Genomic DNA, 26,533 nt, shown 5'->3' with positions numbered 1-26,533 from the left:
GCCCGCCCCGCTTACGCGTGGTCGATGACCAGACCGTCGATTTCGTTCGCGACATCCTCGAACCGGTCGACGACGCGCTCGAGGTGGCTGTAGAGTTCGCGCGCGATCATGAAGTGGATCGTGTTCGACGCACCATGTTCCTTGAACAATCGCTTCAGCCCCGCCGCGTGGATCTCGTCGGCATGCCCCTCCATGCGGACAAGCCGCTCGGTGAGTTCGTGCAGGCGGGTGCCGTTCGCGGCGACATTGCGCAGCAGCGGCAGCGCCTCGACCGTCAGCCGCGCGGCATCGACGATGATCGCCGCGATGTCGCGCATTTCGGGGTCGAACTCCTTGACGTCGTAAAGGTCGATCGCGCCTGCGGTCTTCTGCATCTCGTCGATCGCGTCGTCCATCGAGGCGATGAGGTCGGTGATCGCGCTGCGATCGAAGGGGGTCAGGAAGGTACGGCGAACGGTCTGCAGCACCTCGCGCGTGATCGCGTCGGCGTCATGCTCGCGCTCGACGATCTCCTGGATATGGTCGGCCATGCCCTCGCCGCCCTGGAGCAGCCGCGCCAGCGCTTCCGATCCCGCGGCGAGCGTCGCCGCATGCGCTTCGAACAGGTCGAAGAAATTGCCCTGCCTCGGGAGCAGGCGCTGGAACCAGGCAAACATGCGATTGACCCCTGTCTTTTCCGCAACGTTGAACATGACCCCCGATCGCTGCGCCGCGACGCGAAAGCCGCTGTCGCCGAACGACCGGATAAGGGCCTGAAGATCGGGTTCGTCGACCGCCCCCGCGGCCTCGTCGAAAGTGAACCAGCGCCGCTCGCGCTCGTCCATTTCCTTCCATTCGGAAAGCTCCCGCGTCACGGCGAGCGGAAACACTTCGACATTGTACATGATCGCGGCGCCGTTCGCGCGGCGCTTGCGATATTCATAGCTGCCGATCGAGGTCGGGCAGACCGCGCCGATCACCCCCGCCTCTTCTTCGGCCTCGACCGCCGCCGAAGCGTGGCGGTCCATCCCGGTCAGCGGATTGCCTTTCGGGATCACCCAGCGGCCCGTGCCGCGCGATGTGATGAGCATGATCTCGGTGGGGCCATCCTTGCCCACGCCCGCGAATCGATAAGGAAGCACCGCAATTTGACGCATAAACCGGCCGAAATCCTAAACTACCGCCGGAGCCGCGGTGTTTCATTGCCATTCGGTGACGCCCCTATGACAATATTGTGACAGCGGCAATGGCGCATTGGCCGCGATGCCCTTTCCGTAAACGTCAATTCGATTGCAAAATGCAACGCTGTGCGTAAGCTGCGACCTTAAAGACAAATGGGAGACGAAATGATGGCAGGCATGGACAGCCCCGTGGATCAGGACGTTCTGATCGTCGGCGCCGGCCTTTCGGGCATCGGCATGGCCGCGCATCTCCAGATGCACAGTCCCGGCCGCAGCTTCGCGCTGGTCGAACGGCGGGCCAATCTGGGCGGCACCTGGGATCTGTTCCGCTACCCCGGCATCCGGTCGGACAGCGACATGCACACGCTGGGTTTCGTCTTCGAACCGTGGCGGCACGAAAAGTCGATCGCCGACGGCCCTTCGATCCTCGAATATCTCAACCGCATCGTCGACGAGCGCGGCATCCGCGAGCATATCCGCTTCAACAACAAGGTTGTCGGCGCCGACTGGGACAGCGCCGCCGCGCGCTGGACGGTGACGATGGAGGACGACAAGGGCGCGGTCAGCACGACGACCGCGCGCTGGCTCTACCTCGGCTCGGGCTATTATGATTATGACGAGCCGTTCGACGCCAATTTCACGGGGCGCGAGGATTTTGCGGGGCAAATCATCCACCCGCAATTCTGGCCGAAGGATTTCGACTATTCGGGCAAGAAGGTCGTCGTCATCGGATCGGGCGCCACCGCGGTGACGATCGTCCCGTCAATGGCGGACAAGGCCGCGCATGTGACGATGCTGCAACGCACGCCGACTTGGTATGCCATCCGTCCGGCAAAGGACGGATTCGCCAATTTCCTGCGCAAGATCCTGCCCGAAAAGACCGCCTACCGGCTGACGCGCTTCAAGAATATCCGCCTGCAGGACATCGTTTTCCGCCGCGCGCGCGAAAAGCCGGAAAAGGTTGCGGACTTCCTGACCAAGAAGCTGAAGCAGGCGCTCGGCGACCGTTACGATCCGGTCGCCTTCACCCCGCCCTATAATCCGTGGGACCAGCGGCTCTGCCTCGTCCCCGATGCCGACTTTTTCGAAGCGATGAAGGCGGGCAAGGCCTCCGTCGTCACCGATCATATCGAACGCTTCGACAAGACCGGCATCCTTCTCAAATCGGGTCAGCATCTCGACGCCGACGTCATCATTACCGCCACCGGCCTCAAGCTCGCGGTCGCGGGCAAAATCCCCGTCCGCGTCGATGGCGAGCCGGTCGCGTGGAACGAGCATTTCTATTACAAGGCGTGCATGTTCTCGAACGTGCCGAATTTCTCGGTCGTCTTCGGCTATCTCAACGCCAGCTGGACGCTGCGCGCCGACATCGTGTCCGAATATGTCTGCCGCGTCCTCAACCATATGCGCGATACCGGCACGACGGTCGCGACGCCGCTGCTCGCCGATCCGACGAGCCTGACCGAAGAGAATATCTTCGACTTCTCGTCAGGCTATATCCAGCGCGCGCTCCACATCATGCCCAAAAATGCCGACAAGCTGCCGTGGCGGCTCAGCCAGAATTATGTCCAGGACCGCATCGACATGCGCACCGGCCCGGTCGATGACGGCGTGCTCAAGTTCGGCAAGGCGGCGTCGGTATCGAAGGAGGCATCGGCCCCGGCCCTCGAAGCCGCGGAGTAATCGGCGGGTTCGGTTTTCGCCATATCAAAGGATTGGTGGCGACCGGTTGCAGTCACCTTCTTCATCGTCATCCCGGACTTGATCCGGGATCCATTGTTTCGACGCTGCGTGAATGGATCCCGGATCAAGTCCGGGATGACGAAAGAAGGACCATACAGCGCCACCTTGAGGAAGTGACAGCGTCCGCCTCCTGACCCCAAAGCCGCCGTCGGCCGCTTCCAGAACCCCCTTGAGCGCCTTCTAATCGACGTGATCCGGCTTCCCTTTGGTCGATCCCGACGCAAAGTCTTCGAGTTCCTTTTCGCTCATCGAATCGTACATCTCCTTCGACGCACCCCGAAGCTCCGATTTCGGCGTATCGCCGCGCTTCGCGCTCAGCGCGGCGCCGGCGGCCTTTTGCTGGGCCTTGGACTTGGCTGGCATCACATGTCTCCTGCCTGCCCCCTCGTCCGACAAACGCGTGACCGGCGGTTTCAGTTCAGCGGCAGAAAATCGCGCTGATACTCGGGCTTCACCACCTTCACCAGCGCGCCGGTCACGGGGACGTTGATCTTGTAATTGCCCTCGGCATAGGGGCCGATCTCATAGGGCGCGATGCCGATCGTCAGCCGGTCGAGATATTTGCCGTCCGACGATCCGAGCCACACCGTCTGAGTCGAAGCGGCGGGACATTTTTCGAAGATGCCGTCGGGATCGTCTGAAGGCGCAATGCCGCGCGCGGCCTTGGCGCGCACGATCGCATCGCAGAAAGGCTTGCGGATCGCCGCGTCGAACGCTTCGCCGCTGGTAAACAGGTCGAGCGGCTTCAGTCGGATCGCGCGGTTGCGGTCCCAGATCAGCGTGTCGAAACTCGTCATGCCGTGCGCGCCGCCGGTATAGGTCGAAATATCGCTCGACAGGCTCAGGAAGCGCGGCGTGTTCGTGACCCGCTCCCACGCCTGCAAATGGCTGTGCGCGTGATAGGGAAAGCCCTCCTTCTTCGCCGCGTCGCGGTCGCGCGTCGCATCGTCGATCAGCGCCTCGCGCTTCTTGGCGCGATCGTTGTCGAGCCATTTCGCAAGGTCCGGAATCGCGGCGGCTTCGCGCGGATAGCTATAAGCGAATTCGATGAGGTCGCTGCTTTCCTTGACGTCCGAGGCGGTCGCAGCCTTCGCCGCCACATCGTCGGCGGCGCCCGGCGGCGCGCCCGGAACCGACGCCGCCGCGACCTTTTCGGCCGGGGTCGGTTCGGGCTCCTTCGAGCAGGCGGAACACAGGGTGGCGGCGATCAGGACGATCGGAAGGCTTTTGCTTGTCATGACAGCTCCAACGCGGGGAATCGACAAAGTTTCCGGGGAAGCCTAGCAGAATTTGCATGACCGATTATTCCGACCTGATCCAGCCCGACAAGGGGCAGGATGCGCGCACGATCCACCTTGTCGACAAGAAGAGCTATGACGACTGGCTGAAGAGCCGCAGCGCGCGCGAACGCGCCGCGCTCGCCGCCGTCCGTTACACGCCCGATGGTTACGCCCATGCTATCCTGCCGGGCGACGACGCCGAAAGCTGGTCGGTCGTCACTGCGGTCGCCAATGTCGACAATCTGTCGGCCTGGTGCCTCGCCAAGCTGGCGCCCCTCTTGCCCGAGGGGCGCTACCGGCTCGACGGACGCCAGCCCGGCAAGGCGCTGTTCGGCTGGATGAGCGGTCAGTATCGCTTCGATGCCTATCGCAGCAAGGAAGAGGCAGGCAGCGGCCCGCGCGTGCTTTTGACCGCCGATGTCGGCGCAATCGCGCCGATGGTGGCCGAAATGCGCGCGACCGCGCTCGTCCGTGATCTGGTCAACACGCCTGGTGCCGACATGGGGCCCGCCGAGCTTGAAAAGGTGGCCGAACGGATCGCCAAGGCGCATGGCGGCAAGCTGACCGTAACCAAGGGCGAAGCGCTCGAACAGGGATATCCGATGATTCATGCCGTCGGGCGCGCCGCGGCAAAGCATCATGCGCCGCGGCTGATCGAAATTCATTGGGGCAAGGCGGATCACCCGCGCGTTGCGCTGGTCGGCAAGGGGATCAGCTTCGACAGCGGCGGGCTCGACATCAAACCTGCATCGGGCATGCGGTTGATGAAAAAGGATATGGGCGGCGCTGCGCATGTGCTCGCCCTGGCGCAGCTCATTATGGAAAGTGGCCTGCCGGTGCGCCTCCACTGTCTGGTCGCCGCGGCCGAAAACGCCATCTCGGGCGATGCCTTCCGGCCCGGCGATGTGCTGAAGAGCCGCAAGGGGCTGACGATCGAAATCGGCAACACCGATGCGGAGGGCCGCCTGGTGCTCGGCGACGCGCTGACCAAGGCGGGTGAGGAAGCGCCCGAACTGCTTGTCGATTTCGCGACGCTGACCGGCGCGGCGCGGGTCGCACTCGGCCCCGACCTGCCCGCGCTCTATGCCAATGACGATGCACTCGCCGACGATCTGCTTGCCGGCGGTATCGATCGCGACGATCCCGTCTGGCGCATGCCGCTGTGGGACGGCTACGCCGATCTGCTCGAAACCGATATCGCCGATCTTGGCAATGCCGGTTCCTCGTCGTTTGCCGGTTCGATCACGGCGGCCTTGTTTCTCAAGCGCTTCGTGCCCGACGGCGCCGCCTGGGCGCATTTCGACACCTTCGCGTGGCGACCTTCTGCAAAGCCCGGGCGGCCGAAGGGTGGCGCGGCGCTGGGGCTGCGCGCAGCCTGGGCGATGTTGCAGGCGCGCTATGACCGGCGCGCCAAAGGTTGAACATCCTTGATAAAACGCCGCGCGCTGCGCTAATGGCGCGCGATTGTCCGCGGTGGGCGGATCGACCGGAAAACAGGATAGCCAGTGAACGCTGACAGTGGTGACAATCTAGCGACCAATCGCGTGCGGATGGGGCGCCCCGGCGTTGCGGGCGCGGGCCGCGACCGCTTCGGGCTCGCAGGCACCTCGCAAAGCTATGATCCGCGCATCGTCGCGATCCGTCCCGACCTTGCCGACATCGCGGTCGCCGGCAAGTATTTCGCACCGCATTATGCGGCGCCGATGATGATGAGCAGCATCCTGCCCGCCGCCGTACTGCGCGGCACGCCGTCGCCCGATGCCGAACAGACGAGCGAATTGCTCTATGGCGAGGGTTTCGCGCTGCTCGACCTGACCGGGGGCTGGGCCTGGGGTTATAGTCTAGCCGATCATTATGTCGGCTATCTCGCCGCCGATGCGCTCGGCGCGCCGATTGCGCCGACGCACCGCGTCGCCGCGACCGAGGCAATCTTCCACTCCGCCCCCGATGCCGCGAGCGGCGGTTCAGCGGTGCTGCCGATGGGCGCGCTCGTGATGGGCGAAATTGCCGGCGAGTGGCTCGCTACCGCGCACGGCTACCTCCCGCTCGGCGCGCTGGTCGATGCAGACAGCCAGGTTGCCGATGCCGCGGCGGTCGCCGAAGCGATGATCGGGGCGCCCTATCTGTTCGGCGGTCGCACAAAGCGGGGCATCGATTGCTCGGGTCTCGTCCAGCTCGCCTGGGCGGCGGCGGGGGTGCAGCTTCCGCGCGACAGTGACCTGCAACTCTCTGCGCTCGGCGCCGACAAGGATGTAGCGCAGGGCGATTTGCGGCGCGGCGACCTCGTCTTCTTTCCCGGTCATGTCGGGATCATGGCCGACGCCGACACGATCATCCACTCGAGCCGCCGCTGGATGGCGGTCCAGGCCGAGCCGCTCGCCGATGTCGTGGCGCGGTCGGCCGCCAAGGGGCATGAACCAGCCGTCACCGGCTGCAAGCGGCCGCGTTGAGCCATGACGAGCGTGTTTATCGATGGTGCCGCCGGCACCACCGGGCTTGAAATCGCCGACCGGCTGGCCGGGCGCCAGGAATTTTCACTACTCCAGCTCGACGAGGCGCGGCGCAAGGATGCGGGCGCGCGGCGCGAAGCTCTGAACGCCGCCGATTTCGTCATCCTCTGCCTGCCCGACGATGCGGCGCGCGAAGCGGTGGCGATGATCGACAATGGCCGCACGCGCGTCATCGACGCGTCGACCGCGCACCGCGTCACGCCCGGCTGGGTCTATGGCTTTCCGGAGGTCGTCGGCCATGGTGCGGTGGCCGAAGCGATGCGCGTGAGCAACCCCGGCTGCTATTCGACCGGCTTCATCGCGCTCCTCGCCCCCTTGGTCCGCGATGGCCTCCTCCCCGCCGACTGGCCCTATAGCTGCAACGCCGTCAGCGGCTATTCGGGCGGCGGCAAAAGCCTCATCGAGCGCTTCAAGGCCGACCCCGACATTGCCTGGCGCGGCTATGCGCTGTCGCTGGGACACAAGCATGTACCCGAAATGCAGGCGCGCTGCGGGCTGACGGTCGCCCCGCTATTCTCCCCCGCTGTCGTGCCGGCGCATCGCGGCATGGTGGTCGAGGTGCCTTTGCCGCTTGGCGCGATGTCCGGCGCCGCGCCGGTCGATGAACTCCGCGCGGCGCTCGCCGACTATTATGCGGCAAGCCCGATCGTCGTGATGGGCGACGCCCCCGCGGACGGCGAAATGCTGCTGCGCGCATCGGACCAGGGCGACGATCGCATCGCATTGTTCGTCTTCGCCAATGCCGACGGCAGCCAGGCGCGGCTCGTCGCGCGGCTCGACAATCTGGGTAAGGGCGCGAGCGGCGCTTGCGTGCAGAACCTCAACATCATGGCGGGCCTGCCCGAAACGGCGGGGCTGCGGCTTTAGGCGTCAGTGCACCGTATCGAGCGCGGCATCGATCGACAGATAGGTGATCAGCCGCTCGATCTGCCGCCAGCGCGCGAAATGGACATGATTGCCGAGCACCCGATATTGTTCGGCGCGCGCGGCCGCAGCGAAGCCGGCTTCCTCGCCATGCTCGGTCATCAGCGCATACGCGTCGTCGACCGCACCGCGGTCGGCAAGAAATGGTGCTGGAAGCTGCATGGAGTCCCCGTCCGTTGCCTCGAAACACCCCCCTAGCGCGCACGCCTGACCGCGCCGTTCCCAACCGTGATGAACAATCGGGTAAGGTTAATGCAAGCGGCTTGGCGCTTAACCATAGCCTTCGCCTTTCGCCTCTTTGCCGCGCGGCACTGCGCGTGTAAGCAGGGGGCATGCGCAAGATCCTGAAATATGTCGCCATCGCCCTTGTCGTGTTGATCGTTGCGGGCGGGATCGCCTTTTACGTCGCGTCACGTCCCGACATTGCGCGCTTTTCGACTGCCGAACTCAGCGGCCGGGTGCCGGTGATGGCATCGCAGCGCCCCGAACAATTTCCGACGATGAAGGTGCTCGAAGCCACGGGCTGGCCGGCCGGCGAAGCGCCTCGGGCCGCGGAGGGATTGACCGTCGCGCGCTTTGCCGAAGGGCTTGACCATCCGCGTTCGATGCTCGTGCTGCCCAATGGCGATGTACTGGTCGCCGAGGCGCAGAGCCCCCCGCGAAAGGACAGCGGCATCGAAGGCAAGGTGATGAAGTCACTGATGGGCAAGGCCGGCGCCGGCGGCCCGTCGGCCAATCGCATCACCCTGCTCCGCGACGCCAATGGCGACGGCAAGGCGGAAGTGAAGACCGCCTATATCACCGGACTGAACTCGCCTTACGGCATGGCGCTGGTCGGAAAGACGCTCTACGTCGCCGACACCGACGCGCTGCTCGCCTTTCCGTTCGTCGAGGGCGCAACGGCGATGGCCGGCAAGCCGACCAAGATCGTCGATCTGCCCGCCCAGGGCACCAACCGCCACTGGACGAAGAGCCTGGTCGCGGCGCCCAACGGGTGGCTCTACATCGGCGTCGGCGCCGATTCGAACATCGGCGAAAAGGGCATGGGCAACGAGGTCCGCCGCGCCCGTATTCTGGAGGTGCGGCCCGAGAATAAATATATGCGCACCTATGCCGCCGGTATCCGCAATCCCGTGGGCTTGGCCTTCTATCCGGGCAGCAACACGCTGTGGACCGTGGTCAACGAACGCGACATGCTGGGGTCGGATCTCGTTCCCGACTATCTCACCGACGTCGACGAGGGCGATTTCTTCGGCTGGCCCTGGTATTATTGGGGCGGTTTCACCGATCCGCGGGTTGCCCCCGAAGCCGAGGACCGGCGGCAATATGTCAAGCGGCCGCAATATGCGCTGGGCGCCCATGTCGCGCCGCTGGGCATGACCTTCACCAACGGTCTGGACCTTGGCGACCGCTGGGCAAACGGCGCGCTGATCGCGCTGCACGGGTCGTGGAACCGCGATCCGGTGTCGGGATATGACGTCGTGTTCGTCAAGTTCGGCGACAATGGCAAGCCGCTCGACGCCCTGCCCGTCACCCTGCTCGACCAGTTTGTCGCCAAGGACGGCAAGACGACCCGCGGCCGCCCGGCCGATGTCAAGGTCGCCAAGGACGGCAGCGCGCTGGTCGCCGACGATACCGGCGGGATTATCTGGCGGGTCGCGAAGGCGGGCTGATCCGCCAGATCAAGCGGACGCCGACCTACACCCGCATCGGCATCAGCACGTAGAGCGCCGGGCTTTTTTCGCTTTCGCGGATCAGCGTCGGCGCGTTCGCGTCGGCGAGATGGAGTTCGACGGTGTCGCCGTCGACCTGTCCCAGGATATCGCTGAGATAGCGGGCGTTGAAGCCGATCTCCATCGCGTCGGCGTCGTAGCCGGCGGGAAGTTCTTCGGCCGCGGTACCGTTTTCGGGGCTGGTAACGCTGAGCGTGATGCGATCCTTGTCGAGCCCGACCTTGACCGCGCGCGTCTTTTCGCTGGCGATGGTCGAGACGCGATCGACGCCTTGGAACAGGCTCTTGGGATCGACTTTCAGGAGCTTGTCGTTCGCGGTCGGGATAACGCGGCTATAGTCGGGGAAGGTGCCGTCGATCAGCTTCGAGGTCAGCACGGCGTTGCCGAGCTGGAAGCGGATCTTCGACGCCGAGAGGCTGATTTCGACATTGCCTTCGGCCTCGTCGAGCAGCTTGCGGATTTCGCCGACGCACTTACGCGGCACGATAACGTCGGGCATGCCCGCGGCGCCCTCGGGACGCGTCACCGTATAGCGCGCGAGACGGTGGCCGTCGGTCGCCGCGGCCTTGAGCACCGGACCCGTCGAATCTTCGGCGACGTGCAGGAAGATGCCGTTGAGATAATAGCGCGTTTCTTCGGTCGAGATGGCGAAGCGCGTCTTGTCGATGATCTGGATGAGTTCGGCGACCGGCAGTTCGAAGCTGGTCGGCAAATCGCCCTCGGCAATCACCGGGAAGTCGTCGCGCGGCAGCGTCGGCAGATTGAAGTTCGAGCGGCCGGCCTTGACCTGCATCTTGCCTTCGGCGGCGGCGAGGCTGACTTCAGCGCCTTCGGGCAGCTTGCGCGCGATTTCGAACAGGGTGTGCGCCGAGACGGTCGTGGTACCCGGCGTTTCGACCTTTGCCGCGATAGTTTCGACGACCTGCAGATCAAGGTCGGTCGCCATCAGCTTGAGCTGGCCGCTCGCATCGGCTTCGATCAGGACGTTCGACAGGATCGGAATCGTGTTGCGCCGTTCGACCACCGACTGGACGTGGCCGAGGCTCTTCAGAAGCACTGCGCGTTCAATCGTCGCTTTCATTCTTATCCGCCATCCTGTGTTCTGCGGGAGAAGTCCCTGATGGAGCCGGCGCCGCGGACGCAGCGACGCCCCGATTCCCTGCCCCTGGAAATGTCTTCCTTCCTTAACGCGCGCACCGCGCCGCGCAAGCCATGCTTGCATTCCGGCGGCTTTCGCGCAACGGAAGCGCGATGCGGCGGGCGCTATTCCTTCTATTGCTGTGCATCGGCCTGCCCGCGCTCGCCTGGGCGGCGCCGACCGCGCTCGGCATCTTCGATGGCTGGGGCGCCTTCCGAGATCCGGCGACCCCCCGCTGCTACGCGATCGCCAGCCCCGCCGCGACGATCGGGCGGGCGCAGGAAAAAGCCTATGCCAGTATCGGATATTGGCCCAAGGCGCGCATCCGCGGTCAATTCTACATCCGCCTGTCGAAGCCGCGCGCACCGCAGAGCGAATTGCGGCTGACGGTCGGCAGCCGCCGCTTCGTGCTGACCGGCAATGGCGTCCACGGCTGGGCCAGCGATGCCCGCATGGACGCCGCGATCATCGCCGCGATGCGCGCGGCGCCGAGCATGAGCGTCGAGAGCCGGTCGACGACCGGCGGCGCGATTGCCGACACCTATCGCCTGCGCGGCGCCGCGACGGCGATCGACGCGGCAGCGCTGGGGTGCGCCAGCATCCGCTGATGCCGTTTTGGAAAATGGCAGAAAACTGCCGAACTTCATTCGCGATTCACGGTAGCACGCTGCACGGGACCTGATCCGTGGTGGACTTCTTCGACGCGGCGCGAATGGACCCGGGATCACGTCCGGGGTGACGAAGGTGGAAGATTTTGTGCGATCGAAAAATCGCGGAAAACCGCGCAACTTCACTCGCGTTTCATGTTGCGGAGGGGCGCCGGTCGTCATCGGCCAGTTTGAACCACAGCCAACGATTGTAGGAAAGGCCTTTCCGGTCCGCGCCTCCGCCGGGTCAACTGCGCGCAAGCCGCGTCAGCGCCTCGGCCAGAAAATCGAGGACGACGCGGATGCGGGGGACGTGGCGCAGGCGTTCGTGGGTGAGCAGCCACAGGCCGGTCGTGTCATCCTCCCGTGCCGGGATGCAGCGGACGAGATCGGGTTCGCGGTCGGCGAGGAAGGCCGGCAGGATCGTCAGCCCCATTCCCGAACGCACGCCAGCGAGCAACCCCGATGCGGTATCGTAACGCATGACCACCGAATCCTCGAGCCGGTATTGCTTCAGCCACGCCCGATACGGCTCCCAGATATGGCCGCCGCCGCCGATGAAGGGATGCGTCGCCAGTTCCTCGCGGCTGTGCGGAATGCCGTGGCGTCCGGCATAGTCGCGGCTGCAATAGACCGTCCACGGATTATCGGCGACGCGGCGTCCGACGAGACCCGCCCCCGTCGGCTGCTTGCTGCTGCGGATCGCGATATCGGCGGCGCCGCTTGCAAGGTCGCGCGGCTCGTCCGAGGTGTCGAGGTCGATATGGATGCCGGGATGCGCCGCACGCAGGTCGCGCAGGATGGGCGGCAGAAGGGTGATCGCAATAATCTCCATCGTCGTCAGGCTGACGGTCCCGCCCGCGTCGCGCGACTGGGCGCCCACGGCTTCGCCGAACCGGTCCGCAGAGTCGCGGACCGCAAGCGCACTTGCCAGCATCGCCTCGCCCGTCGGCGTCAACGCATAGCCAGCCTGGCGCCGTTCAAATAGCGTGACGCCGGTAGCCGTCTCCAGCGCGGCGATGCGGCGCGCCACCGTCGTCTGGCTGACGCGCAGCGCCTGCGCCGCCGCAAGCGTGCTGCCGCTTTCGGCGACCGCGAGGAAATATTTAAGGTCGTTCCAGTCGAACATGGCGTCTTGTGGGGAATAATCGCCCACGCTTCATTCTGCAATTATGCAGAATGATCGCGCAACATCGTTGCTCCTGCGGCGGCGCGCGCAGGCGTATCTAGGCCTTACCGGCTTCCTCCCCTCCCCCAACCCGCCGGTCAACGGAGACATATGATGAAGATGATGTTGACCCTTGCCGCGCTCGCCGCGGTCGCGCCCGCCCTGCCCGCCCACGCCGAACCGGCGCCCGCGCCACGCAGCGTCGCCGTCGTCCATTCGGACCTCGACCTCAGCACCGCACGCGGCGCCGACAAGCTGGAACGCCGTATCTGGCGCGCGGTCGTCACTGTGTGCGGCAGCGCGCCCGACTATGACCTGAAAGGCAAGAATGACGTTCGCCATTGCCGCCGCGACACGATGCGGCAGGCATCGGCCGACGCCGACCGCGTCATCGCCAGCGCCGCAACGCGCGGCGAACCGATCCGGGTGACGCTCGCCAAATAAGCGCCAAATAGGCGCCAAATAAGCGCGCAGCGCACCGCCGCCGCGGTCAGGCGCGAGCGTCGAACGCGCTGCGCGCCGCCTCGACCGCGGCGAGATGCGCTTCGGCCCAATGCCACACGCCGCAAAAGGCTTCGCCCAGGCTGTGGCCGAGATCGGTCAGCGCATATTCGACCTTCGGCGGCACCACCGGATAGACCGTGCGGCGAACGAGCCCGTCGCGCTCCATGGCGCGCAGCGTCTGGGTCAGCATCTTCTGGCTGATCCCCGGTACAAGCTGCGCCAGCCGGGTGAAGCGGCAGGTGCCATGCTCTTCCAATTCCTCGAGCACGAGCAGCGTCCATTTGTCGGCGACTCGACCGATCAGGTCGTTGACCAGCAGCTCGACGCGCGGATCTGGCGCGGGATCGGCGGCGGCCGAATAATTTTGCATCGCGGGCACGGCTGAAATCCCAATAGTCTCTATCAAGTAAGTATAGCACTTTCAGGTGCCTACTTTCCATTGGAGAGTATTGGCATAAATTGAGCGTCTCCCCAACCCCGAAACGAAGGACAAACGATGAAAACGACAGGCAACACCATCCTGATCACCGGCGGCGGATCGGGCATCGGTCTGGCACTCGCACAGCGTTGGCACGATGCAGGCAATGTGGTGATCGTGACCGGACGCAATAGCGCCAAGCTGGACGCCGCGATCGAAGGCCGGGCCAACATGCACGCGATGCCGCTCGACGTCACCGATGCCGACGCGATCGCCGCCTTTGCCGCCGACGTCGTGCAGCGCTTCCCCGATCTCAACGTTCTGGTGAACAATGCCGGCGTGATGATGTACGAAGCGCTGGACGGCGAGCGCAACCTGAGCGACGCCGAAGCGACGGTCGTCACCAACCTGCTCGGCCCAATCCGGCTGACCGATGCGTTGATCGACCATATCGTCGCGCGCGGCGATGGCGCGATCATCAACGTAACCTCGGGGCTGGCCTTCGTCCCGCTGCCCAAGGCGCCGACCTATTCGGCGACCAAGGCGGCGCTGCACAGCTATACGCAGGCGCTGCGCGTCCAGCTTGCCGGCCGCGTCGACGTGATCGAACTGGCGCCGCCCGCGGTGCGGACCGAACTGACCCCCGGCCAGTCGACGCGCGACGCCTATATGCCGCTGGACGCCTTTGCCGACGAGGTCATGGCGCTGTTCGCCGAAACGCCGACGCCGGCGGAGATTCTGGTGCGCAATGTCCTTCCGCTGCGGCACGCCGAAGCCGAAGGCGCGGTAGCCGAACGGCTGGCGTTCCTCGCCACCCTCTGATGGCCACCCTCTGATCGCCGCCAGCGCGCTCATCCCGAAATGATGCGCCGGACGCCACATCGGCTCTTGCCGAGGCGGCGCCCGGCGCGCATGATCGACCGGCCCGAAAGGACGACGCCCGACAGAGGCGCGCCCGACGGCGAGGTTAGTGGGATGAGGAGATGGGCCAATGAATGCCATTGGCAGATGCGATGCCGCCGCACGCGAGCGGCACCGGGCGCTGGATTTCATCGGGCTGCGTGCCCATGCGACGACGGTCGGATTGATCCAGCTTTGCGAGGAATTGCTGAACAGCGGGGTGCTGAGCCCCGAGGGGCTGGAGCGCATCAAGGGCGCGATCCGCACCGAGCTGACGGTCAGCAGCAACGCGCGCATTTCGAACCATGCCGCGTTCGACGACACGCTGCGCCGTCGGATCGATGCGATCTTTCCCGCCGCCCCCGGCGAACCGCCGCTGGAGCATGTCGGGACGCTCGAAGATTTCGAAGATGCGATGGACCCCTATCACGGCGCGTGAAGGGCCGCGCTGACGCGCGCAATTGCGCAAAGCGCGCATCGCGACTATAGGGCCGCGCATCATGCAGATCCCCGGCCACATCGATCCCGTTACGACGGGCACCGTTCCCCTGCGCGGCGGCAACCGCGTCGACCTTGTCGGATTGACGCGCGAGGGCATCCGTTCCGCGCTCGAGGACGCGGGGCTCGACGCTAAGGCGGCGAAGCTGCGCTCCAAGCAGATCTGGCACTGGATCTATCATCGCGGCGTCACCGAATTCGACGCGATGACCGATATCGCCAAGGCGATGCGCCCCTGGCTCACCGAACGCTTCATCGTTGGCCGCCCGACGGTCGTTACCGCGCAGGTTTCGACCGACGGCACGCGCAAATGGCTGCTCGCGGCGGCGGACGGCCAGGAATATGAAATGGTGTTCATTCCCGATGCCGATCGGGGAACGCTGTGCGTGTCCAGCCAGGTCGGCTGCACCCTGAACTGCCGTTTCTGCCACACCGGTACGATGCGGCTCGTCCGCAACCTGTCCGCCGGCGAGATCGTCGGCCAGGTCCTGCTCGCGCGCGATGCGCTGGGCGAATGGCCGAAGGGCACGATGGCATCGACCGCCGATGTCGACGACGAGGATGACGACGCGGGCCATTATACCGCGGACGGCCGCATGTTGACCAATATCGTGATGATGGGGATGGGCGAGCCGCTCTACAATTTCGACGAGGTCAAGGGCGCGCTGAAGATCGTGATGGACGGCGACGGGCTGGCGCTGTCGAAGCGGCGCATCACCCTGTCGACGAGCGGCGTGGTGCCGATGATGGCGCGCGCGGGCGAGGAAATCGGGGTCAACCTCGCCGTCTCGCTCCACGCGGTGAACAAGGAAATCCGCGACGAGATCGTGCCGCTCAACCGCAAATACGGCATCGAGGAGCTGCTCGCCGCCTGCGCCGCCTACCCCGGCGCGAACAATGCGCGGCGCATCACCTTCGAATATGTGATGCTGAAGGACAAGAATGACAGCGACGTCGACGCGCGCGAGCTGGTGCGGCTGATCAAGCAGTACAGGCTACCGGCGAAGGTCAACCTGATCCCGTTCAACCCCTGGCCCGGCGCGATCTATGAATGCTCGTCGCCCGAGCGGGTGCGCGCGTTCAGCAACATCATCTTCGAAAGCGGAATTTCGGCGCCGATTCGCACCCCGCGCGGGCGCGACATCATGGCGGCGTGCGGCCAGCTCAAGAGCGCGGCGACCAAACCCTCGCGCGCCGAACTCGACCGTATCGCCGAAGAAAAGCAGGCGGCGCTGGGCTAAGGCCGGCTTGCATAGCTATGCTGTGTTGCAAAAACAACACAGGTAATAAAATTGTCATTTTCTGAACGATGCGTTCATTGAAACGACAGGTGCGAACGCCATCTTTGCACATGGGACGCGACCCAAAGGGCGCCCCCTGTCAAAGAAAAGGAAAAGACAATGAAGAAGTTCGCAGTTGCTGCCGCTCTCCTCTCGGCTGTCGTTGCCACGCCTGCCCTCGCCCAGAACGGCGAAGGTCATGTCGAAGTGCGCGGCGGTTACATCACCGGCAGCGGCCTGGACGACGCCACCCTGGGCGTTGCGGGCGGCTATGATTACAACCTGGGCGACAAGGCTTTTGCCGGCGTCGAAATCGCGGGCGACAAGGTGCTGATCGACGGCGCCAAGGTCCAGTTCTCGTCGGGTGCGCGCCTGGGCGCCAACCTCGGCACGAACGGCAAGCTCTACGCGACCGGCGGCTACACCTTCGGCCAGATCGACGATCCCTATGTTGGCGCCGGTTATCAGCACAAGCTGACCCAGAACGTCTATGGCAAGGTCGAATATCGCCACCAGTTCATCAACAACTTCGACGACACCGACGCGTTCGCGGTCGGCGTCGGCTTCGCTTTCTGATCCTTCGGTCAGCGAGAAGAACGGAAAGGGGCGGCCCCGCGGGGTCGCCCCTTTTCTTTTGCGCGGGAAGCCGCCACAGCAGGGCGATGCGCTACACGATCGACGCCCTGTTGACCGGCAAGGCCCGCCGCTTCGGCGCGAAGGGCGAGCCGAGCGCGATCGACAAGCGCGCGGTCGAAGGCCGGCGCGTGGTCGACGCGCTGGGCATCGCGGGCGACGAGCAGGCCGACCTTTCGGTCCATGGCGGCCCCGACAAGGCGATCCACCATTATCCGCGCGATCATTATGGCTGGTGGGCCGAGACGATCGGCGACCATGCGCTGTTGCAGGACGCCGGCGCGTTCGGCGAGAATATCTCGACATCGGGCCTGACCGAGAGCGCGGCGTGCATCGGCGACCGCTATCGCCTGGGCAGCGCGCTGGTCGAGATCAGCCAGGGCCGCCAGCCGTGCTGGAAGCTCGGCCACCGGTTCGGCATCGCGACGCTGCCTGCCACCGTCGTCAGCTCTCGCCGCGGCGGCTGGTATTACCGTGTCATCGAGGATGGTGCGGTCGGCGCAGGCGACGCATTGGAGCTGATGGAGCGTCCGCTGCCCGACTGGAGCGTCGAGCGCGTCTTTCACCTGCTGATCGGCGGGGCGGGCAAGCGCGAACCGGCGGCGCTGCGCGCGCTCGCCGCGATGGACCTGCTCGCCGCCAACTGGCGCGCCCGCGCCGACAAGCTGCTGGGTTAGCGCGGCGTCGGCAGCGCCTGTTCGACGAGCGGCGCCAGCGATGCGGCGACGATTTTCACGCCCTTGGCATTGGGATGCATATTGTCGCCGAGCATCAGCGATTTGTCGGTGACGACATTGTCGAGGATGAAGGGATAGAGGCTCGCGCCATATTTTTCGGCAAGTTCGGGAAATATCGGATTGAACTTGCTCGCATAATCGCTGCCCAGATTGGGCGCCGCCATCATCCCGGTCATCAGGACGGGGATGCCGCGCCGCTTGAGCTCGGCAAGCATCGCGTCGAGATTGGCGCGCGTCTGATCGGGGCCGATGCCGCGCAGCATGTCGTTGCCGCCGAGGCCGAGCAGCACGAGCGCGGGTTTCGCCTTCGCATTGTCGAGAACATAGGACAGCCGCTGCCGCCCCGCCGCGGTGGTATCGCCCGATACCCCGGCGTTCTGGACGCGCACCATGCGACCGTCCGCCGCGAGCGCCGCCTGAAGCTGCGGCGCGAGGCCTTCCCTGGGGCCAAGCTGGTAGCCGGCGTAGAGGCTATCGCCGAAGGCAATGACGATCGGTGCGTCGGCGGGAAGCACGGGCACCGCCTTCGCCGGATTTTCCTTGCCCGCTGCGGGCGCCGCGGGGGCCTCCGCCGAGCCGCATCCGGCAAGCGGTTGGCAAAGGGCGATTGCAAAACCATATAGGGCGAAAGAGCGCCATCCGGCCGTTCTCATTTCCAAAGGGTCCTTTCTTGACCGACAGCCCCCGACCGCCCGTCGCGCCGACGATGGCGATTGCCGCCCATAATGTGACGCTGACGCTGGGGAGCGACAAGGCCCCCGTCGAAATTTTGCGCGGCGTCGATCTGGAGGTTGCGGCCGGCACCTCGGTCGCGCTGCTCGGTCCGTCGGGATCGGGCAAGAGTTCGCTGATGGCGGTGCTCGCCGGGCTGGAACGCGCACGCGGCGGAACGGTCATGGTCGCGGGGCTCGATTTTGCGACGATGGACGAGGATGCGCTGGCGCGCGCGCGGCGCGGGCGGATCGGTATCGTCCTGCAAGCCTTTCACCTTTTGCCGACGATGACTGCGCTCGAAAATGTCGCCGTGCCGCTGGAGCTGGCAGGGATCGACGACCCGTTCGGGCGCGCCGCGCGCGAGCTGGAGGCGGTCGGGCTCGGCCACCGGATGACTCATTATCCCGCGCAGCTTTCGGGCGGCGAGCAGCAGCGCGTCGCGATCGCGCGCGCGATGGCGAGCGAGCCGCAGATCATCTTCGCCGACGAACCCACCGGCAATCTCGACACCGCCACCGGTCATGCGATCATCGAACTGATCTTCGCGCGGCGCGCGGCGCTCGGCGCGACGCTGCTGATCATCACCCACGATCCCGAACTGGCAGACCATTGCGACCGCGTCGTCGTGATGCACGACGGGCGGATCGAGGAACGAGCTGCATGAGCGCCGATGGTCCCCCTCCCCACCGCTACGCGGCAGGGAGGATTTGATGATCCCGCTCACCACCCTGTGGCGTATCGCGCGGCGCGATCTGGCGGCGCGGATTCGCGGGCTGCGCCTGCTGGCGGTGTGCCTGTTCCTCGGCGTCGCGACGCTCGCGGCCATCGGCAGCCTGACGAGCGGTATCACCGCCGAACTGGCGTCGCGGGGGCAGACGATCCTGGGCGGCGACCTGCAGTTCGGCCTGCCGCAGCGGCAGGCGAGCGAGGCCGAACTCGCCGGGCTGCGCGGTGCCGGCGCGACATCGGCGACGGTGCGGATGCGTGCGATGGCGAACGCGCCGGACGGCAGCGCGCTGCTCTCCGAGCTCAAGGCGGTCGATGCCGCCTATCCGCTTTACGGCACGATGCGGCTCGAAAGCGGCGCGCGCCGCGGCCCGCCGCCGCCGGGGGCGATCTGGATCGGCAAGGCTCTCGCGTCACGGCTCGACCTGACGGTCGGCGGCGCGGTGAAATTCGGCGACAAATCCTTCCGCATCGACGGCATCATCGCCGACGAGCCTGACCGGCTGGGCGAAGGCTTTACGCTGGGCCCGGTGGCAATCATCGGCCTCGGCGATCTTGCCGCCACGCAGTTGATCCAGCCCGGCAGCCTCTATGAAAGCAAATATCGCGTCCGCCTGCCCGCGGGTGCCGATCCGGTGGCCGTGGGCAAGCGGCTGAGCGCGGCTTTCCCCGACGCAGGCTGGGAGGTGACCGACCGCAGTAACGGCGCGCCGGGCACGCGGCGCTTTATCGAGCGCATGGGGCAGTTCCTGTCGCTCGTCGGCCTCGCCGCGCTGGTGATCGCCGGGATCGGGGTCGGCAATGGGGTCGCCAGCTATCTTGCGGGCAAGCGCCCGGGGCTCGCGACGCTGAAGGTGCTCGGGGCCGACAGCGCGGCGGTGCTGCGCATCTATGGCTTGCAGATATTGGCGGTTGCCGCCGCCGCGATTGCCGCCGGATTGATCGCGGGCGCCTTGGCCCCCGCGGCGATCGGCGCAATCGCGGGCGACGTCCTGCCGGTCAAGCCGGGACTGGCCGTCTATCCGCTGCCGCTCGCGGTCAGCGCCGCCTATGGGCTGCTCATCGCGATTGCCTTTGCGTTGCCACCGCTCGCCGCGACGCGCCATATTCCGGCCGCGGGCCTCTACCGTGCGACGGTCGACGGCGCGGGCCGGATCGAAAAGCGTGTGCTGGCCGCCGTCGCCCTCGCCTTCGCCGCCATCGTCGCCCTTGCGGTCGGCACGGCGCGCGAACCGCTGTTTGCGCTGGGCTTCATCGGGGCGGCGGTGCTGCTGCTCCTGATCCTTGTCGCGCTTGGCTGGCTGGTGCGCCGCATCGCGAGCCGGGTGCCGCGCCCGAAGCGGCCGCTGCTGCGCCTTGCGCTCGCCAATCTGCATCGCCCCGGCGCCGCGACCGGCGCGCTGGTCGTCGCGCTAGGCCTGGGGTTGACGCTGTTCGTCACCCTCGCCGCGATCCAGACGAGCATCACCGCCGAAATCGCGCGCACCGTACCCGAACGCGCGCCGAGCTTTTTCGTCCTCGATATTCCGCGCGACCGGGCGGCCGCGTTCCGCACGCTGGTGACCGGGGCGGACGACAAGGCGGCAATCAACATGATCCCCGCGCTGCGCGGCAGCGTCACCGAATTTGCCGGCAAGCGCGTCGACGAGCTTGCCGAACTGCCCGAAGGCGCGTGGGTGCTGCGCGGCGACCGCGGCCTGACCTACAGCCCCGTGCTGCCCAAGGGCAGCAGCCTGACCCAGGGCCAGTGGTGGGCGCCCGATTACAACGGCCCGCCGCTGGTCAGCGTAGAGGCTGATGTCGCGAAATCGCTGGCGCTGAAAATCGGCGACACACTGTCGGTCAATGTGCTGGGGGTGGAGGTGCAGGCGCGCGTCGCCTCTTTCCGCTCCGTCGAATGGGACAATTTCGGGCTCAACTATGCACTCGTCTTTTCGCCCGGCACCTTCGACGCGGCGCCGCATAACATGGTCGCGACCGTCGCGGTCGGGCCGCAGGCCGAAACCGCGCTGGCGCGCAGCATCCCCCGCGCCTTCCCCTCAGCCTCGCTGATTCAGGTGCGCGATGTGGTGAGCCAGGTGACGAGCCTGCTGACGCAGATGAGCCAGGCGATCGCTGCGGCGGCGAGCATCGCGATCCTGGCCGGCATCGCCGTGCTGATCGGCGCGATTGCCGCAAGCCGCGAGCGGCGCGTCTATGACAGCGTGATCCTGAAACTGCTCGGCGCGACGCGCGGCCAGATTCTGGGGGCGCAGGGGCTGGAATATGCGCTGCTCGCCGCAATCCTCGCGCTGCTCGCGCTCGGCCTCGGGCTGGTCGCGGCGCATTATGTGGTGGTCGAACTGTTCGACTTCCGCTTCGCACCCGATCCGCTGGTCGTCGGCGCGACGCTGGTCGGCGGTGCGGGCCTCGCCTTCCTGATCGGCATCGCCGGAAGCTGGCCCTTGCTGTCGGCGAAACCCGCGCAGGCGCTGCGCAGCCTCTAGTTCAAGATCCGCACCACCGCCGAAATCGCCGAGAGGCCGAGCACGACCGCGACCATCGCCTGCCACAGATGCGCCGAAACGCGGCCGAAATGGCGGCCGCCTAGATGATTGCCGAGCCACATCGGCACGAACAGCAGCAGCGCGAGGATGAGCAGGCGGTGCGTCGCGAGCCCGGTCCACAGCGCCGCGAGCGTGCCCGCGATGGCGGTGGCGAAGAAGATCAGCATCATCGACGCGCGCGCGGTCCGCGGATCGAGCCGGCGGCGCAGGTAAAAGGGCACGACCGGCGGCCCCGGCATCGCGGCAAAGCCGGTGAGCAGGCCCGACGCAATCCCCGTCCCGCCGATGGCGACGCGGCCGGGCCGGTGTCCCTCGGGCTGTTTGGGCATCAGGATCGCAAGGAAGGCACCGACCGCCACGAGCGTGATCATCAGGCGCGCGACATCGGGGGTGATCGCTTTCAGCGCGAGCATGCCGAGCGGCGTCGTCGCCATCGCGATCAGCCCGATCGGCACCGCGGTATGACGGTCGGCATCGGCCAGGATGACGCGCAACCCGACCGGACCGATCAGCAATTGCAGGATGATTGCCACGACGACCGCTTGCCCCGGCGGCACGATCATCCCGAGCAGCGGCACGAGGATGATCGCCATGCCGAAGCCGGTCAGCCCGCGCACATAGGCCGCGCCGAACGTCATCGCCGCAGCGCCCGCAAAGGTGAGCGGCGCCAGGCCGACGAGAGCCTTGATGCCGGTCAAGCGGGGCGCAGGTCCGGCGGGGTCGCTTCGCCCTTCAGCATCGCGATCGCTTCGGCGAGCGGCAGGATGCGCTGGCCGTCCTGTCCGAGGGTGCGGATTGCAACGGTGCCCTCGTCGGCCTCGCGCTTGCCGACGACGAGCAGATAGGGAACTTTCTGCAGGCTGTGCTCGCGCACCTTGTAGTTGATCTTTTCGTTGCGCAGGTCGGTTTCGACGCGGATGCCCGCCGCCTCGAGCTGCGCCGCGGCGTCCTTCGCATAGTCGTCGGCATCGGACACGATCGTCGCGACGACCGCCTGCACCGGCGCGAGCCAGGTCGGGAAGCGGCCGGCGAAATGCTCGATCAATATGCCGATGAAGCGTTCATAGGTGCCGAGGATCGCGCGGTGGAGCATCACCGGGCGGTGGCGCTCGCCATCCTCGCCCACGTAGGACGCATCGAGTCGTTCGGGCATCACGCGGTCGGACTGGATCGTGCCGCACTGCCACGTCCGGCCGATCGCGTCGGTCAGGTGGAATTCGAGCTTGGGCGCATAAAAGGCGCCCTCGCCGGGCAATTCTTCCCAACCATAATCGTCGTTCGCCATGCCGGCGCGCGCGACCGCATCGCGCAGTTCCTGTTCGGCCTTGTCCCACATGGCGTCGGTGCCGAAGCGCATATCGGGGCGCAGCGCGAGCTTCACCGCATATTTTTCGAAGCCGAGCTGCTTGTAGACGCGGTTGAGAAGTTCGCAGAAAGACCGCACTTCCTCGACGATCTGGTCCTCGCGGCAGAAGATATGGCCGTCGTCCTGCGTGAACTGGCGCACGCGCATGATGCCGTGCAGCGCGCCGTGCGGCTCGTTGCGGTGGCAACAGCCCATTTCGGCCATGCGCAGCGGCAGGTCGCGATAGCTCTTGATCCCCTGCCGGAAGATGAGAACGTGCGCGGGGCAGTTCATCGGCTTCAGCGCCATCCACTCGGCATCGTCCGAGACGAGCGGGCCGTCGTCCTCGATGTTCGGCACTTCGTCGGGGATGACGAACATATTCTCGCGATATTTGCCCCAGTGGCCCGACTGCTCCCACTGGCGCGCGTCCATCACCTGCGGCGTCTTGACCTCCTGATAGCCGGCGCCGTCGATCGCGCGGCGCATATAGGCCTCGAGCTCGCGGTAGATGCGATAGCCCTTGGGGTGCCAGAAGACGCTCCCATGCGCCTCTTCCTGAAGGTGGAAGAGGTCCATCTCGCGACCGATCTTGCGGTGGTCGCGTTTCGCGGCCTCTTCGAGCCGCACCAGATGCTCCGCGAGCTGCTTTTTGTTAAGCCAGCCGGTGCCGTAGATGCGTGAAAGCTGGGCATTTTTCTGGTCGCCGCGCCAATAGGCGCCCGAGACGCGCGTCAGCTTGAACGCCGCCGGGTCGAGCTTGCCGGTCGAGGCCAAATGCGGCCCGCGGCACATGTCCATCCAGCCGTCTCCCGAGCGGTAGACGGTCAGTTCCTCGCCCTCGGGCAGTTCGGCGGCCCATTCGGCCTTGAACGTCTCACCCTCGGCCCGCCATTTGGCGATCAGATCGTCGCGTTGCCACACTTCGCGCGTCAGCGGCAGGTCGGCGGCGATGATACGGCGCATCTCCTCTTCGATCAGCGGCAGTTCGTCATCGCGGAAGGCGCCATGCTCGGCGGTCGGCGCGAAATCATAATAGAAACCGTCGTTCGTCGAGGGACCGAAGGTGATCTGCGTGCCGGGAAACAGATTCTGCACCGCCTCCGCCAGCACATGCGCATAGTCGTGGCGCACGAGTTCGAGTGCATCGGCCTCGTCGCGGCTCGTGACCAGCGCGAGGTTGGTGTCGGCCTCCAGCGGACGCATGATGTCGCGCAGTTCGCCGTCGACCTTTGCGGCGAGCGCGGCCTTCGCGAGGCCGGGGCCGATGTCCGCCGCGATCTGCGCCGGAGTAGTGCCGCGCGCGACTTCTCGGGCAGAGCCGTCGGGAAGGGTGACGCGGATCATCTCGGACATCGGAAATCGGGCCTTTCTGGCGGAATAAACTGCGCCCCTTTGCCAGCGCGCGAAAGCAGCGGCAAGGGCCGTTTTCACCGCGAGGGCTTGTAATGATACAATGTATCATTATGTGAACCGCGCCACCCTCTGCCGAAAGTCCGATCCATGTGCCTCCCCGCCCGCCCCTCGTTGCGTTCGCGCGCCGCCGACCTGATCGGCGTCGGGCTGTCGCTCGCCTGCCTTGTCCATTGCCTCGCGCTGCCGCTGCTCCTGCTCGCGGCGCCCGCGCTGAGCGCCTGGCTCTCGCTGCCCGAGAGCTTTCATGCGGTAATCCTGCTGCTCGCCGCGCCCGCGGCGGCGCTCGCGCTGGCCGAGGGCCGGCGACACCACGGCCATTGCTATCCCGTCGCCGCGGCACCCATCGGCCTTGCCCTCCTCGCCGCCGGGCTGGCTGCGCACGAAGGCTGGGTCGGCGGCCTCGATCCCGAAACCGGCGACCGCCTGTTCACCACCATGGGCGCGCTCGCCCTCGCCAGCGCACACATCGTCAATTGGCGGTTGCGGCACGCGCAAGGCTGACGCGCGGCGGGCGATTGGCTCGCTTGTCATTGTGTCAATGTCGCTTGACAAGAGCGAATCCCTGTGTCAATGTTCCTTTACTGTTTAACAAGGGAGCTTGACCGATGCCGCCGATTTTCCGTGCTCTTTGCTGGGCCCTCGCCATCATGTGCGTCGCCTTTGCGCATATCCTCGACATCATTCCCGAGAATATCGCGACGATGCTGATCATCGTGCTGCCCGCGATCATGATCGCAACGACGCCGCGCGACGGCCGCGCCTGCGCCAAGCGGACGGCGACCTGAACCGTGGCAAGCGCAACCGAAACCTCCGCCCGGCGTGCCGCAGGATTTTGGGCGATCGCCTTTCTGATCGGCATGTTCGGAACCGCGTGGCTGCTGAAAACGAGCAAGGTCATCGCGGCACCCTGGGGGCTGGCGATCATGATCCTCCCGATGCTGCTGCTGATCCCGATGGTGCGCGCAACCGAGCGCATGCAGCGCGAAACGGGCTGCGCATCGGTCGTCGCCACCCGCTACAACCGCCGGATGCTGGTCGCCTCCTTCGCATATGTGATCGGACTGGGCGGGGCGCTGCTCCTGTTTCGACAGCAGGAGGCAGCCAAGCCTTTCGCCGCGCTGCTCGCGCTGCTGCCGACGCTGCCCGTGTTCGGGATGATCTGGGCGATGGCGCGCTATGTCATCGAGGAGAACGATGAATATCTGCGCGCGCGGACGGTCAACGCGGCGCTGATCGCCACCGGCCTGCTGCTCGCGGTGGCGACTTTCTGGGGCTTCATGACGACCTTCGGCGTTGCGCCGGCGGTGCCGATGTGGACCGCCGTCCCGGTGTGGTGCCTTGGCCTGGGGCTGGGACATTTCATCGGCAAGGTTCGCGGCCTGTGAAGAACCGCCTGAAGGTTCTGCGCGCCGAGCGCGACTGGAGCCAGCAGGACCTGGCCGACCGGCTCGAGGTATCGCGCCAGTCGGTCAACGCGATCGAGACGGGAAAATATGATCCGTCGCTGCCCCTCGCCTTTCGCATCGCCGACCTGTTCGGCCTGCCGATTGAAGCCATATTCCTGAAAGACTGAACCCATGAAACGACTTTCCATCGCCGCGCTGTTCGTCCTCCTGATCGCCACCATCGCACCGCGCGCCAATGCCGCCGAGGCCGGCGCCGGATGCGGTACCGGCCTGCTCGAAGGCAAGCGGATCACGGTCGAGGTCGAAGGCGACGGTCCCGACGTCGTGCTGATCCCAGGCCTTTCCTCGCCGCGCGCGGTCTGGGCGCCCACTGCCGAACGGCTGAAAACGACGCATCGCCTGCACCTTGTCGAGGTGCGCGGATTCGGCGGCGATGCGCCGGGCCTGAATGCCGAGGGCCCGATACTCGAGCCGATGATGCGCGAGATTGCCGACTATATCGACGATTGCATCGTCGATCAGGGACGCCCCGCTCCGGCGGTCATCGGCCATTCGCTCGGCGGCCTGACCGCCATGATGATCGCCGCCCGTGCCCCCAAGGAAGTCGGCCGGCTGATGGTCGTCGACAGCCTGTCCTTCTTCGGCATGTTGTTTGGCCCGACCGCGACCGTCGCGAGCGTCGAGCCGCAGGCCGCCGCGATGCAGACGATGCTCGCCGCAAGGGATAGCGCCGAAGCCGACGAGCGGACGCTGCAGATGATGTCGGCGACCGATGCCGGCCGCGCGCAGGTCAAGGCGTGGACGCAGGCGGCGAACGCGAAGGTCGCGGCGCAGTTGATGTATGACGACATGACCACCGATCTTCGACCCGAGCTGCGCGCGATCGCTGCGCCGTTCACGATGCTCTATCCGCTGGATGCCAGCGTGATGCCCGAAGCGATGGTCGATGGACTCTACAAGGGCGCCTTTACAGCGGCCAAGACCGTGACGCTGAAGCGTATCGACGGCAGCCGCCATTTCATCATGCTCGATCAACCCGAGGCCTTTGCCGACGCGGTCGACAAGTTCCTTTCAGATTAAGTTGATCCTCCCTGTGCTGGCGGCCTG

The 26,533-nt window shown here is 66.0% G+C and carries 29 protein-coding genes; 19 read left to right on the top strand and 10 right to left on the bottom strand.

What is annotated here, in order from left to right; genetic code table 11:
- Window positions 1–11: 11 nt before the first annotated feature.
- Window positions 12–1,136: a DUF47 family protein gene (locus tag AOA14_RS12600; RefSeq protein ID WP_162928274.1), complete on the bottom strand. Its 1,125-nt coding sequence runs from the start codon at window positions 1,134–1,136 to the stop codon at window positions 12–14.
- 201 nt (window positions 1,137–1,337) lie between these two features.
- On the opposite strand from AOA14_RS12600, the gene AOA14_RS12595 reads away from it, so the two are divergent.
- Entirely contained in the window at window positions 1,338–2,843 is a 1,506-nt protein-coding gene (locus AOA14_RS12595; protein ID WP_082819918.1) for a flavin-containing monooxygenase, read from the top strand.
- 240 nt (window positions 2,844–3,083) lie between these two features.
- On the opposite strand, the gene AOA14_RS12590 is transcribed toward AOA14_RS12595, so the two are convergent.
- Both AOA14_RS12590 and AOA14_RS12585 read right to left on the bottom strand, forming a co-directional pair.
- Window positions 3,084–3,266, bottom strand: coding sequence for a DUF3008 family protein (locus tag AOA14_RS12590; RefSeq protein WP_058813468.1), 183 nt, complete (start codon window positions 3,264–3,266; stop codon window positions 3,084–3,086).
- Window positions 3,267–3,316: 50 nt separating this feature from the next.
- Window positions 3,317–4,141, bottom strand: coding sequence for a DUF3298 and DUF4163 domain-containing protein (locus AOA14_RS12585; protein WP_062902062.1), 825 nt, complete (start codon window positions 4,139–4,141; stop codon window positions 3,317–3,319).
- A 56-nt stretch (window positions 4,142–4,197) separates the two neighbouring features.
- Between AOA14_RS12585 and AOA14_RS12580 the strand changes: the two genes are divergently transcribed.
- The 3 genes from AOA14_RS12580 to argC all read left to right on the top strand — a co-directional run bounded on the left by AOA14_RS12580 (window position 4,198) and on the right by argC (window position 7,560).
- Complete coding sequence (locus AOA14_RS12580) at window positions 4,198–5,604, top strand: leucyl aminopeptidase family protein (RefSeq protein ID WP_062902061.1); 1,407 nt, start codon at window positions 4,198–4,200, stop codon at window positions 5,602–5,604.
- 84 nt (window positions 5,605–5,688) lie between these two features.
- On the top strand, window positions 5,689–6,633 hold the full coding sequence (locus AOA14_RS12575; protein ID WP_238929650.1) for a C40 family peptidase: 945 nt from the start codon (window positions 5,689–5,691) through the stop codon (window positions 6,631–6,633).
- A 3-nt stretch (window positions 6,634–6,636) separates the two neighbouring features.
- Complete coding sequence (argC, locus tag AOA14_RS12570) at window positions 6,637–7,560, top strand: N-acetyl-gamma-glutamyl-phosphate reductase (RefSeq protein ID WP_062902059.1); 924 nt, start codon at window positions 6,637–6,639, stop codon at window positions 7,558–7,560.
- A gap of 3 nt (window positions 7,561–7,563) precedes the next feature.
- On the opposite strand, the gene AOA14_RS12565 is transcribed toward argC, so the two are convergent.
- Window positions 7,564–7,779: a hypothetical protein gene (locus AOA14_RS12565; protein ID WP_003047427.1), complete on the bottom strand. Its 216-nt coding sequence runs from the start codon at window positions 7,777–7,779 to the stop codon at window positions 7,564–7,566.
- Between the two features lie 170 nt (window positions 7,780–7,949).
- Here AOA14_RS12565 and AOA14_RS12560 point away from each other — a divergent pair, with 170 nt between their 5' ends.
- Complete coding sequence (locus AOA14_RS12560) at window positions 7,950–9,290, top strand: PQQ-dependent sugar dehydrogenase (RefSeq protein ID WP_062902058.1); 1,341 nt, start codon at window positions 7,950–7,952, stop codon at window positions 9,288–9,290.
- Window positions 9,291–9,315: 25 nt separating this feature from the next.
- Here the strand turns inward: AOA14_RS12560 and dnaN are convergent, their stop codons facing one another.
- Window positions 9,316–10,431 (bottom strand): DNA polymerase III subunit beta, encoded by a 1,116-nt coding sequence (dnaN, locus tag AOA14_RS12555; RefSeq protein ID WP_058813473.1) that lies wholly within the window; start codon window positions 10,429–10,431, stop codon window positions 9,316–9,318.
- Between the two features lie 170 nt (window positions 10,432–10,601).
- Between dnaN and AOA14_RS12550 the strand changes: the two genes are divergently transcribed.
- Window positions 10,602–11,096 (top strand): hypothetical protein, encoded by a 495-nt coding sequence (locus AOA14_RS12550; protein WP_062903151.1) that lies wholly within the window; start codon window positions 10,602–10,604, stop codon window positions 11,094–11,096.
- Between the two features lie 286 nt (window positions 11,097–11,382).
- Here AOA14_RS12550 and AOA14_RS12545 read toward each other — a convergent pair whose 3' ends face one another.
- Window positions 11,383–12,291 (bottom strand): LysR family transcriptional regulator, encoded by a 909-nt coding sequence (locus AOA14_RS12545; protein ID WP_234179483.1) that lies wholly within the window; start codon window positions 12,289–12,291, stop codon window positions 11,383–11,385.
- A 123-nt stretch (window positions 12,292–12,414) separates the two neighbouring features.
- Here AOA14_RS12545 and AOA14_RS12540 point away from each other — a divergent pair, with 123 nt between their 5' ends.
- Window positions 12,415–12,747 carry a UrcA family protein gene (locus AOA14_RS12540; RefSeq protein WP_062902056.1) on the top strand — a complete coding sequence of 111 codons (333 nt, stop codon included), beginning with the start codon at window positions 12,415–12,417 and terminating at the stop codon, window positions 12,745–12,747.
- Window positions 12,748–12,793: 46 nt separating this feature from the next.
- Here AOA14_RS12540 and AOA14_RS12535 read toward each other — a convergent pair whose 3' ends face one another.
- Window positions 12,794–13,177 carry a winged helix-turn-helix transcriptional regulator gene (locus tag AOA14_RS12535; protein ID WP_062902055.1) on the bottom strand — a complete coding sequence of 128 codons (384 nt, stop codon included), beginning with the start codon at window positions 13,175–13,177 and terminating at the stop codon, window positions 12,794–12,796.
- A 126-nt stretch (window positions 13,178–13,303) separates the two neighbouring features.
- On the opposite strand from AOA14_RS12535, the gene AOA14_RS12530 reads away from it, so the two are divergent.
- The 5 genes from AOA14_RS12530 to AOA14_RS12510 all read left to right on the top strand — a co-directional run bounded on the left by AOA14_RS12530 (window position 13,304) and on the right by AOA14_RS12510 (window position 17,213).
- Window positions 13,304–14,047 carry an SDR family oxidoreductase gene (locus AOA14_RS12530; protein ID WP_062902054.1) on the top strand — a complete coding sequence of 248 codons (744 nt, stop codon included), beginning with the start codon at window positions 13,304–13,306 and terminating at the stop codon, window positions 14,045–14,047.
- A 169-nt stretch (window positions 14,048–14,216) separates the two neighbouring features.
- A complete protein-coding gene (locus AOA14_RS12525; RefSeq protein WP_058813415.1) occupies window positions 14,217–14,564 on the top strand; it encodes a hypothetical protein in 348 nt (115 codons plus the stop codon).
- A 61-nt stretch (window positions 14,565–14,625) separates the two neighbouring features.
- Complete coding sequence (gene rlmN, locus AOA14_RS12520) at window positions 14,626–15,864, top strand: dual-specificity RNA methyltransferase RlmN (RefSeq protein WP_062903150.1); 1,239 nt, start codon at window positions 14,626–14,628, stop codon at window positions 15,862–15,864.
- 159 nt (window positions 15,865–16,023) lie between these two features.
- The gene (locus tag AOA14_RS12515) at window positions 16,024–16,479 is read left to right on the top strand and encodes an outer membrane protein (RefSeq protein WP_003047453.1); all 456 of its coding nucleotides are present in this window, start codon (window positions 16,024–16,026) and stop codon (window positions 16,477–16,479) included.
- An 86-nt stretch (window positions 16,480–16,565) separates the two neighbouring features.
- A complete protein-coding gene (locus AOA14_RS12510) occupies window positions 16,566–17,213 on the top strand; it encodes an MOSC domain-containing protein (protein WP_062902053.1) in 648 nt (215 codons plus the stop codon).
- On the opposite strand, the gene AOA14_RS12505 is transcribed toward AOA14_RS12510, so the two are convergent.
- Window positions 17,210–17,926 carry an arylesterase gene (locus AOA14_RS12505; RefSeq protein WP_062902052.1) on the bottom strand — a complete coding sequence of 239 codons (717 nt, stop codon included), beginning with the start codon at window positions 17,924–17,926 and terminating at the stop codon, window positions 17,210–17,212. The two genes, AOA14_RS12510 and AOA14_RS12505, sit on opposite strands and share 4 nt — an antisense overlap.
- Before the next feature lie 53 nt (window positions 17,927–17,979).
- Here AOA14_RS12505 and AOA14_RS12500 point away from each other — a divergent pair, with 53 nt between their 5' ends.
- The gene (locus tag AOA14_RS12500; RefSeq protein ID WP_062903149.1) at window positions 17,980–18,651 is read left to right on the top strand and encodes an ABC transporter ATP-binding protein; all 672 of its coding nucleotides are present in this window, start codon (window positions 17,980–17,982) and stop codon (window positions 18,649–18,651) included.
- 46 nt (window positions 18,652–18,697) lie between these two features.
- Window positions 18,698–21,199, top strand: coding sequence for an ABC transporter permease (locus AOA14_RS12495; RefSeq protein ID WP_062902051.1), 2,502 nt, complete (start codon window positions 18,698–18,700; stop codon window positions 21,197–21,199).
- Here AOA14_RS12495 and AOA14_RS12490 read toward each other — a convergent pair.
- The gene (locus tag AOA14_RS12490; RefSeq protein ID WP_062902050.1) at window positions 21,196–21,957 is read right to left on the bottom strand and encodes a sulfite exporter TauE/SafE family protein; all 762 of its coding nucleotides are present in this window, start codon (window positions 21,955–21,957) and stop codon (window positions 21,196–21,198) included. The two genes, AOA14_RS12495 and AOA14_RS12490, sit on opposite strands and share 4 nt — an antisense overlap.
- A complete protein-coding gene (thrS, locus tag AOA14_RS12485) occupies window positions 21,954–23,960 on the bottom strand; it encodes a threonine--tRNA ligase (protein ID WP_062902049.1) in 2,007 nt (668 codons plus the stop codon). The genes AOA14_RS12490 and thrS overlap by 4 nt, the downstream gene beginning before the upstream one ends.
- Before the next feature lie 147 nt (window positions 23,961–24,107).
- Here thrS and AOA14_RS12480 point away from each other — a divergent pair, with 147 nt between their 5' ends.
- The 5 genes from AOA14_RS12480 to AOA14_RS12465 all read left to right on the top strand — a co-directional run bounded on the left by AOA14_RS12480 (window position 24,108) and on the right by AOA14_RS12465 (window position 26,506).
- Window positions 24,108–24,521, top strand: a complete 414-nt coding sequence (locus AOA14_RS12480; protein WP_062902048.1) for a MerC family mercury resistance protein — start codon at window positions 24,108–24,110, stop codon at window positions 24,519–24,521.
- A 104-nt stretch (window positions 24,522–24,625) separates the two neighbouring features.
- A complete protein-coding gene (locus AOA14_RS19820) occupies window positions 24,626–24,805 on the top strand; it encodes a hypothetical protein (protein WP_202988257.1) in 180 nt (59 codons plus the stop codon).
- Window positions 24,806–24,808: 3 nt separating this feature from the next.
- Window positions 24,809–25,405, top strand: a complete 597-nt coding sequence (locus AOA14_RS12475; protein WP_062902047.1) for a hypothetical protein — start codon at window positions 24,809–24,811, stop codon at window positions 25,403–25,405.
- Complete coding sequence (locus AOA14_RS12470; protein ID WP_011541000.1) at window positions 25,402–25,593, top strand: helix-turn-helix transcriptional regulator; 192 nt, start codon at window positions 25,402–25,404, stop codon at window positions 25,591–25,593. The genes AOA14_RS12475 and AOA14_RS12470 overlap by 4 nt, the downstream gene beginning before the upstream one ends.
- A gap of 4 nt (window positions 25,594–25,597) precedes the next feature.
- Window positions 25,598–26,506, top strand: coding sequence for an alpha/beta fold hydrolase (locus AOA14_RS12465; protein ID WP_062902046.1), 909 nt, complete (start codon window positions 25,598–25,600; stop codon window positions 26,504–26,506).
- The last annotated feature ends 27 nt before the right edge of the window (window positions 26,507–26,533 follow it).

This window comes from Sphingopyxis terrae subsp. terrae NBRC 15098 (assembly GCF_001610975.1).
In the GTDB taxonomy this organism is placed as follows: domain Bacteria; phylum Pseudomonadota; class Alphaproteobacteria; order Sphingomonadales; family Sphingomonadaceae; genus Sphingopyxis; species Sphingopyxis terrae_A.
The sequence above is the reverse complement of the archived record's forward strand: the minus strand, read 5'-3'. Positions and strand labels throughout refer to the sequence as shown.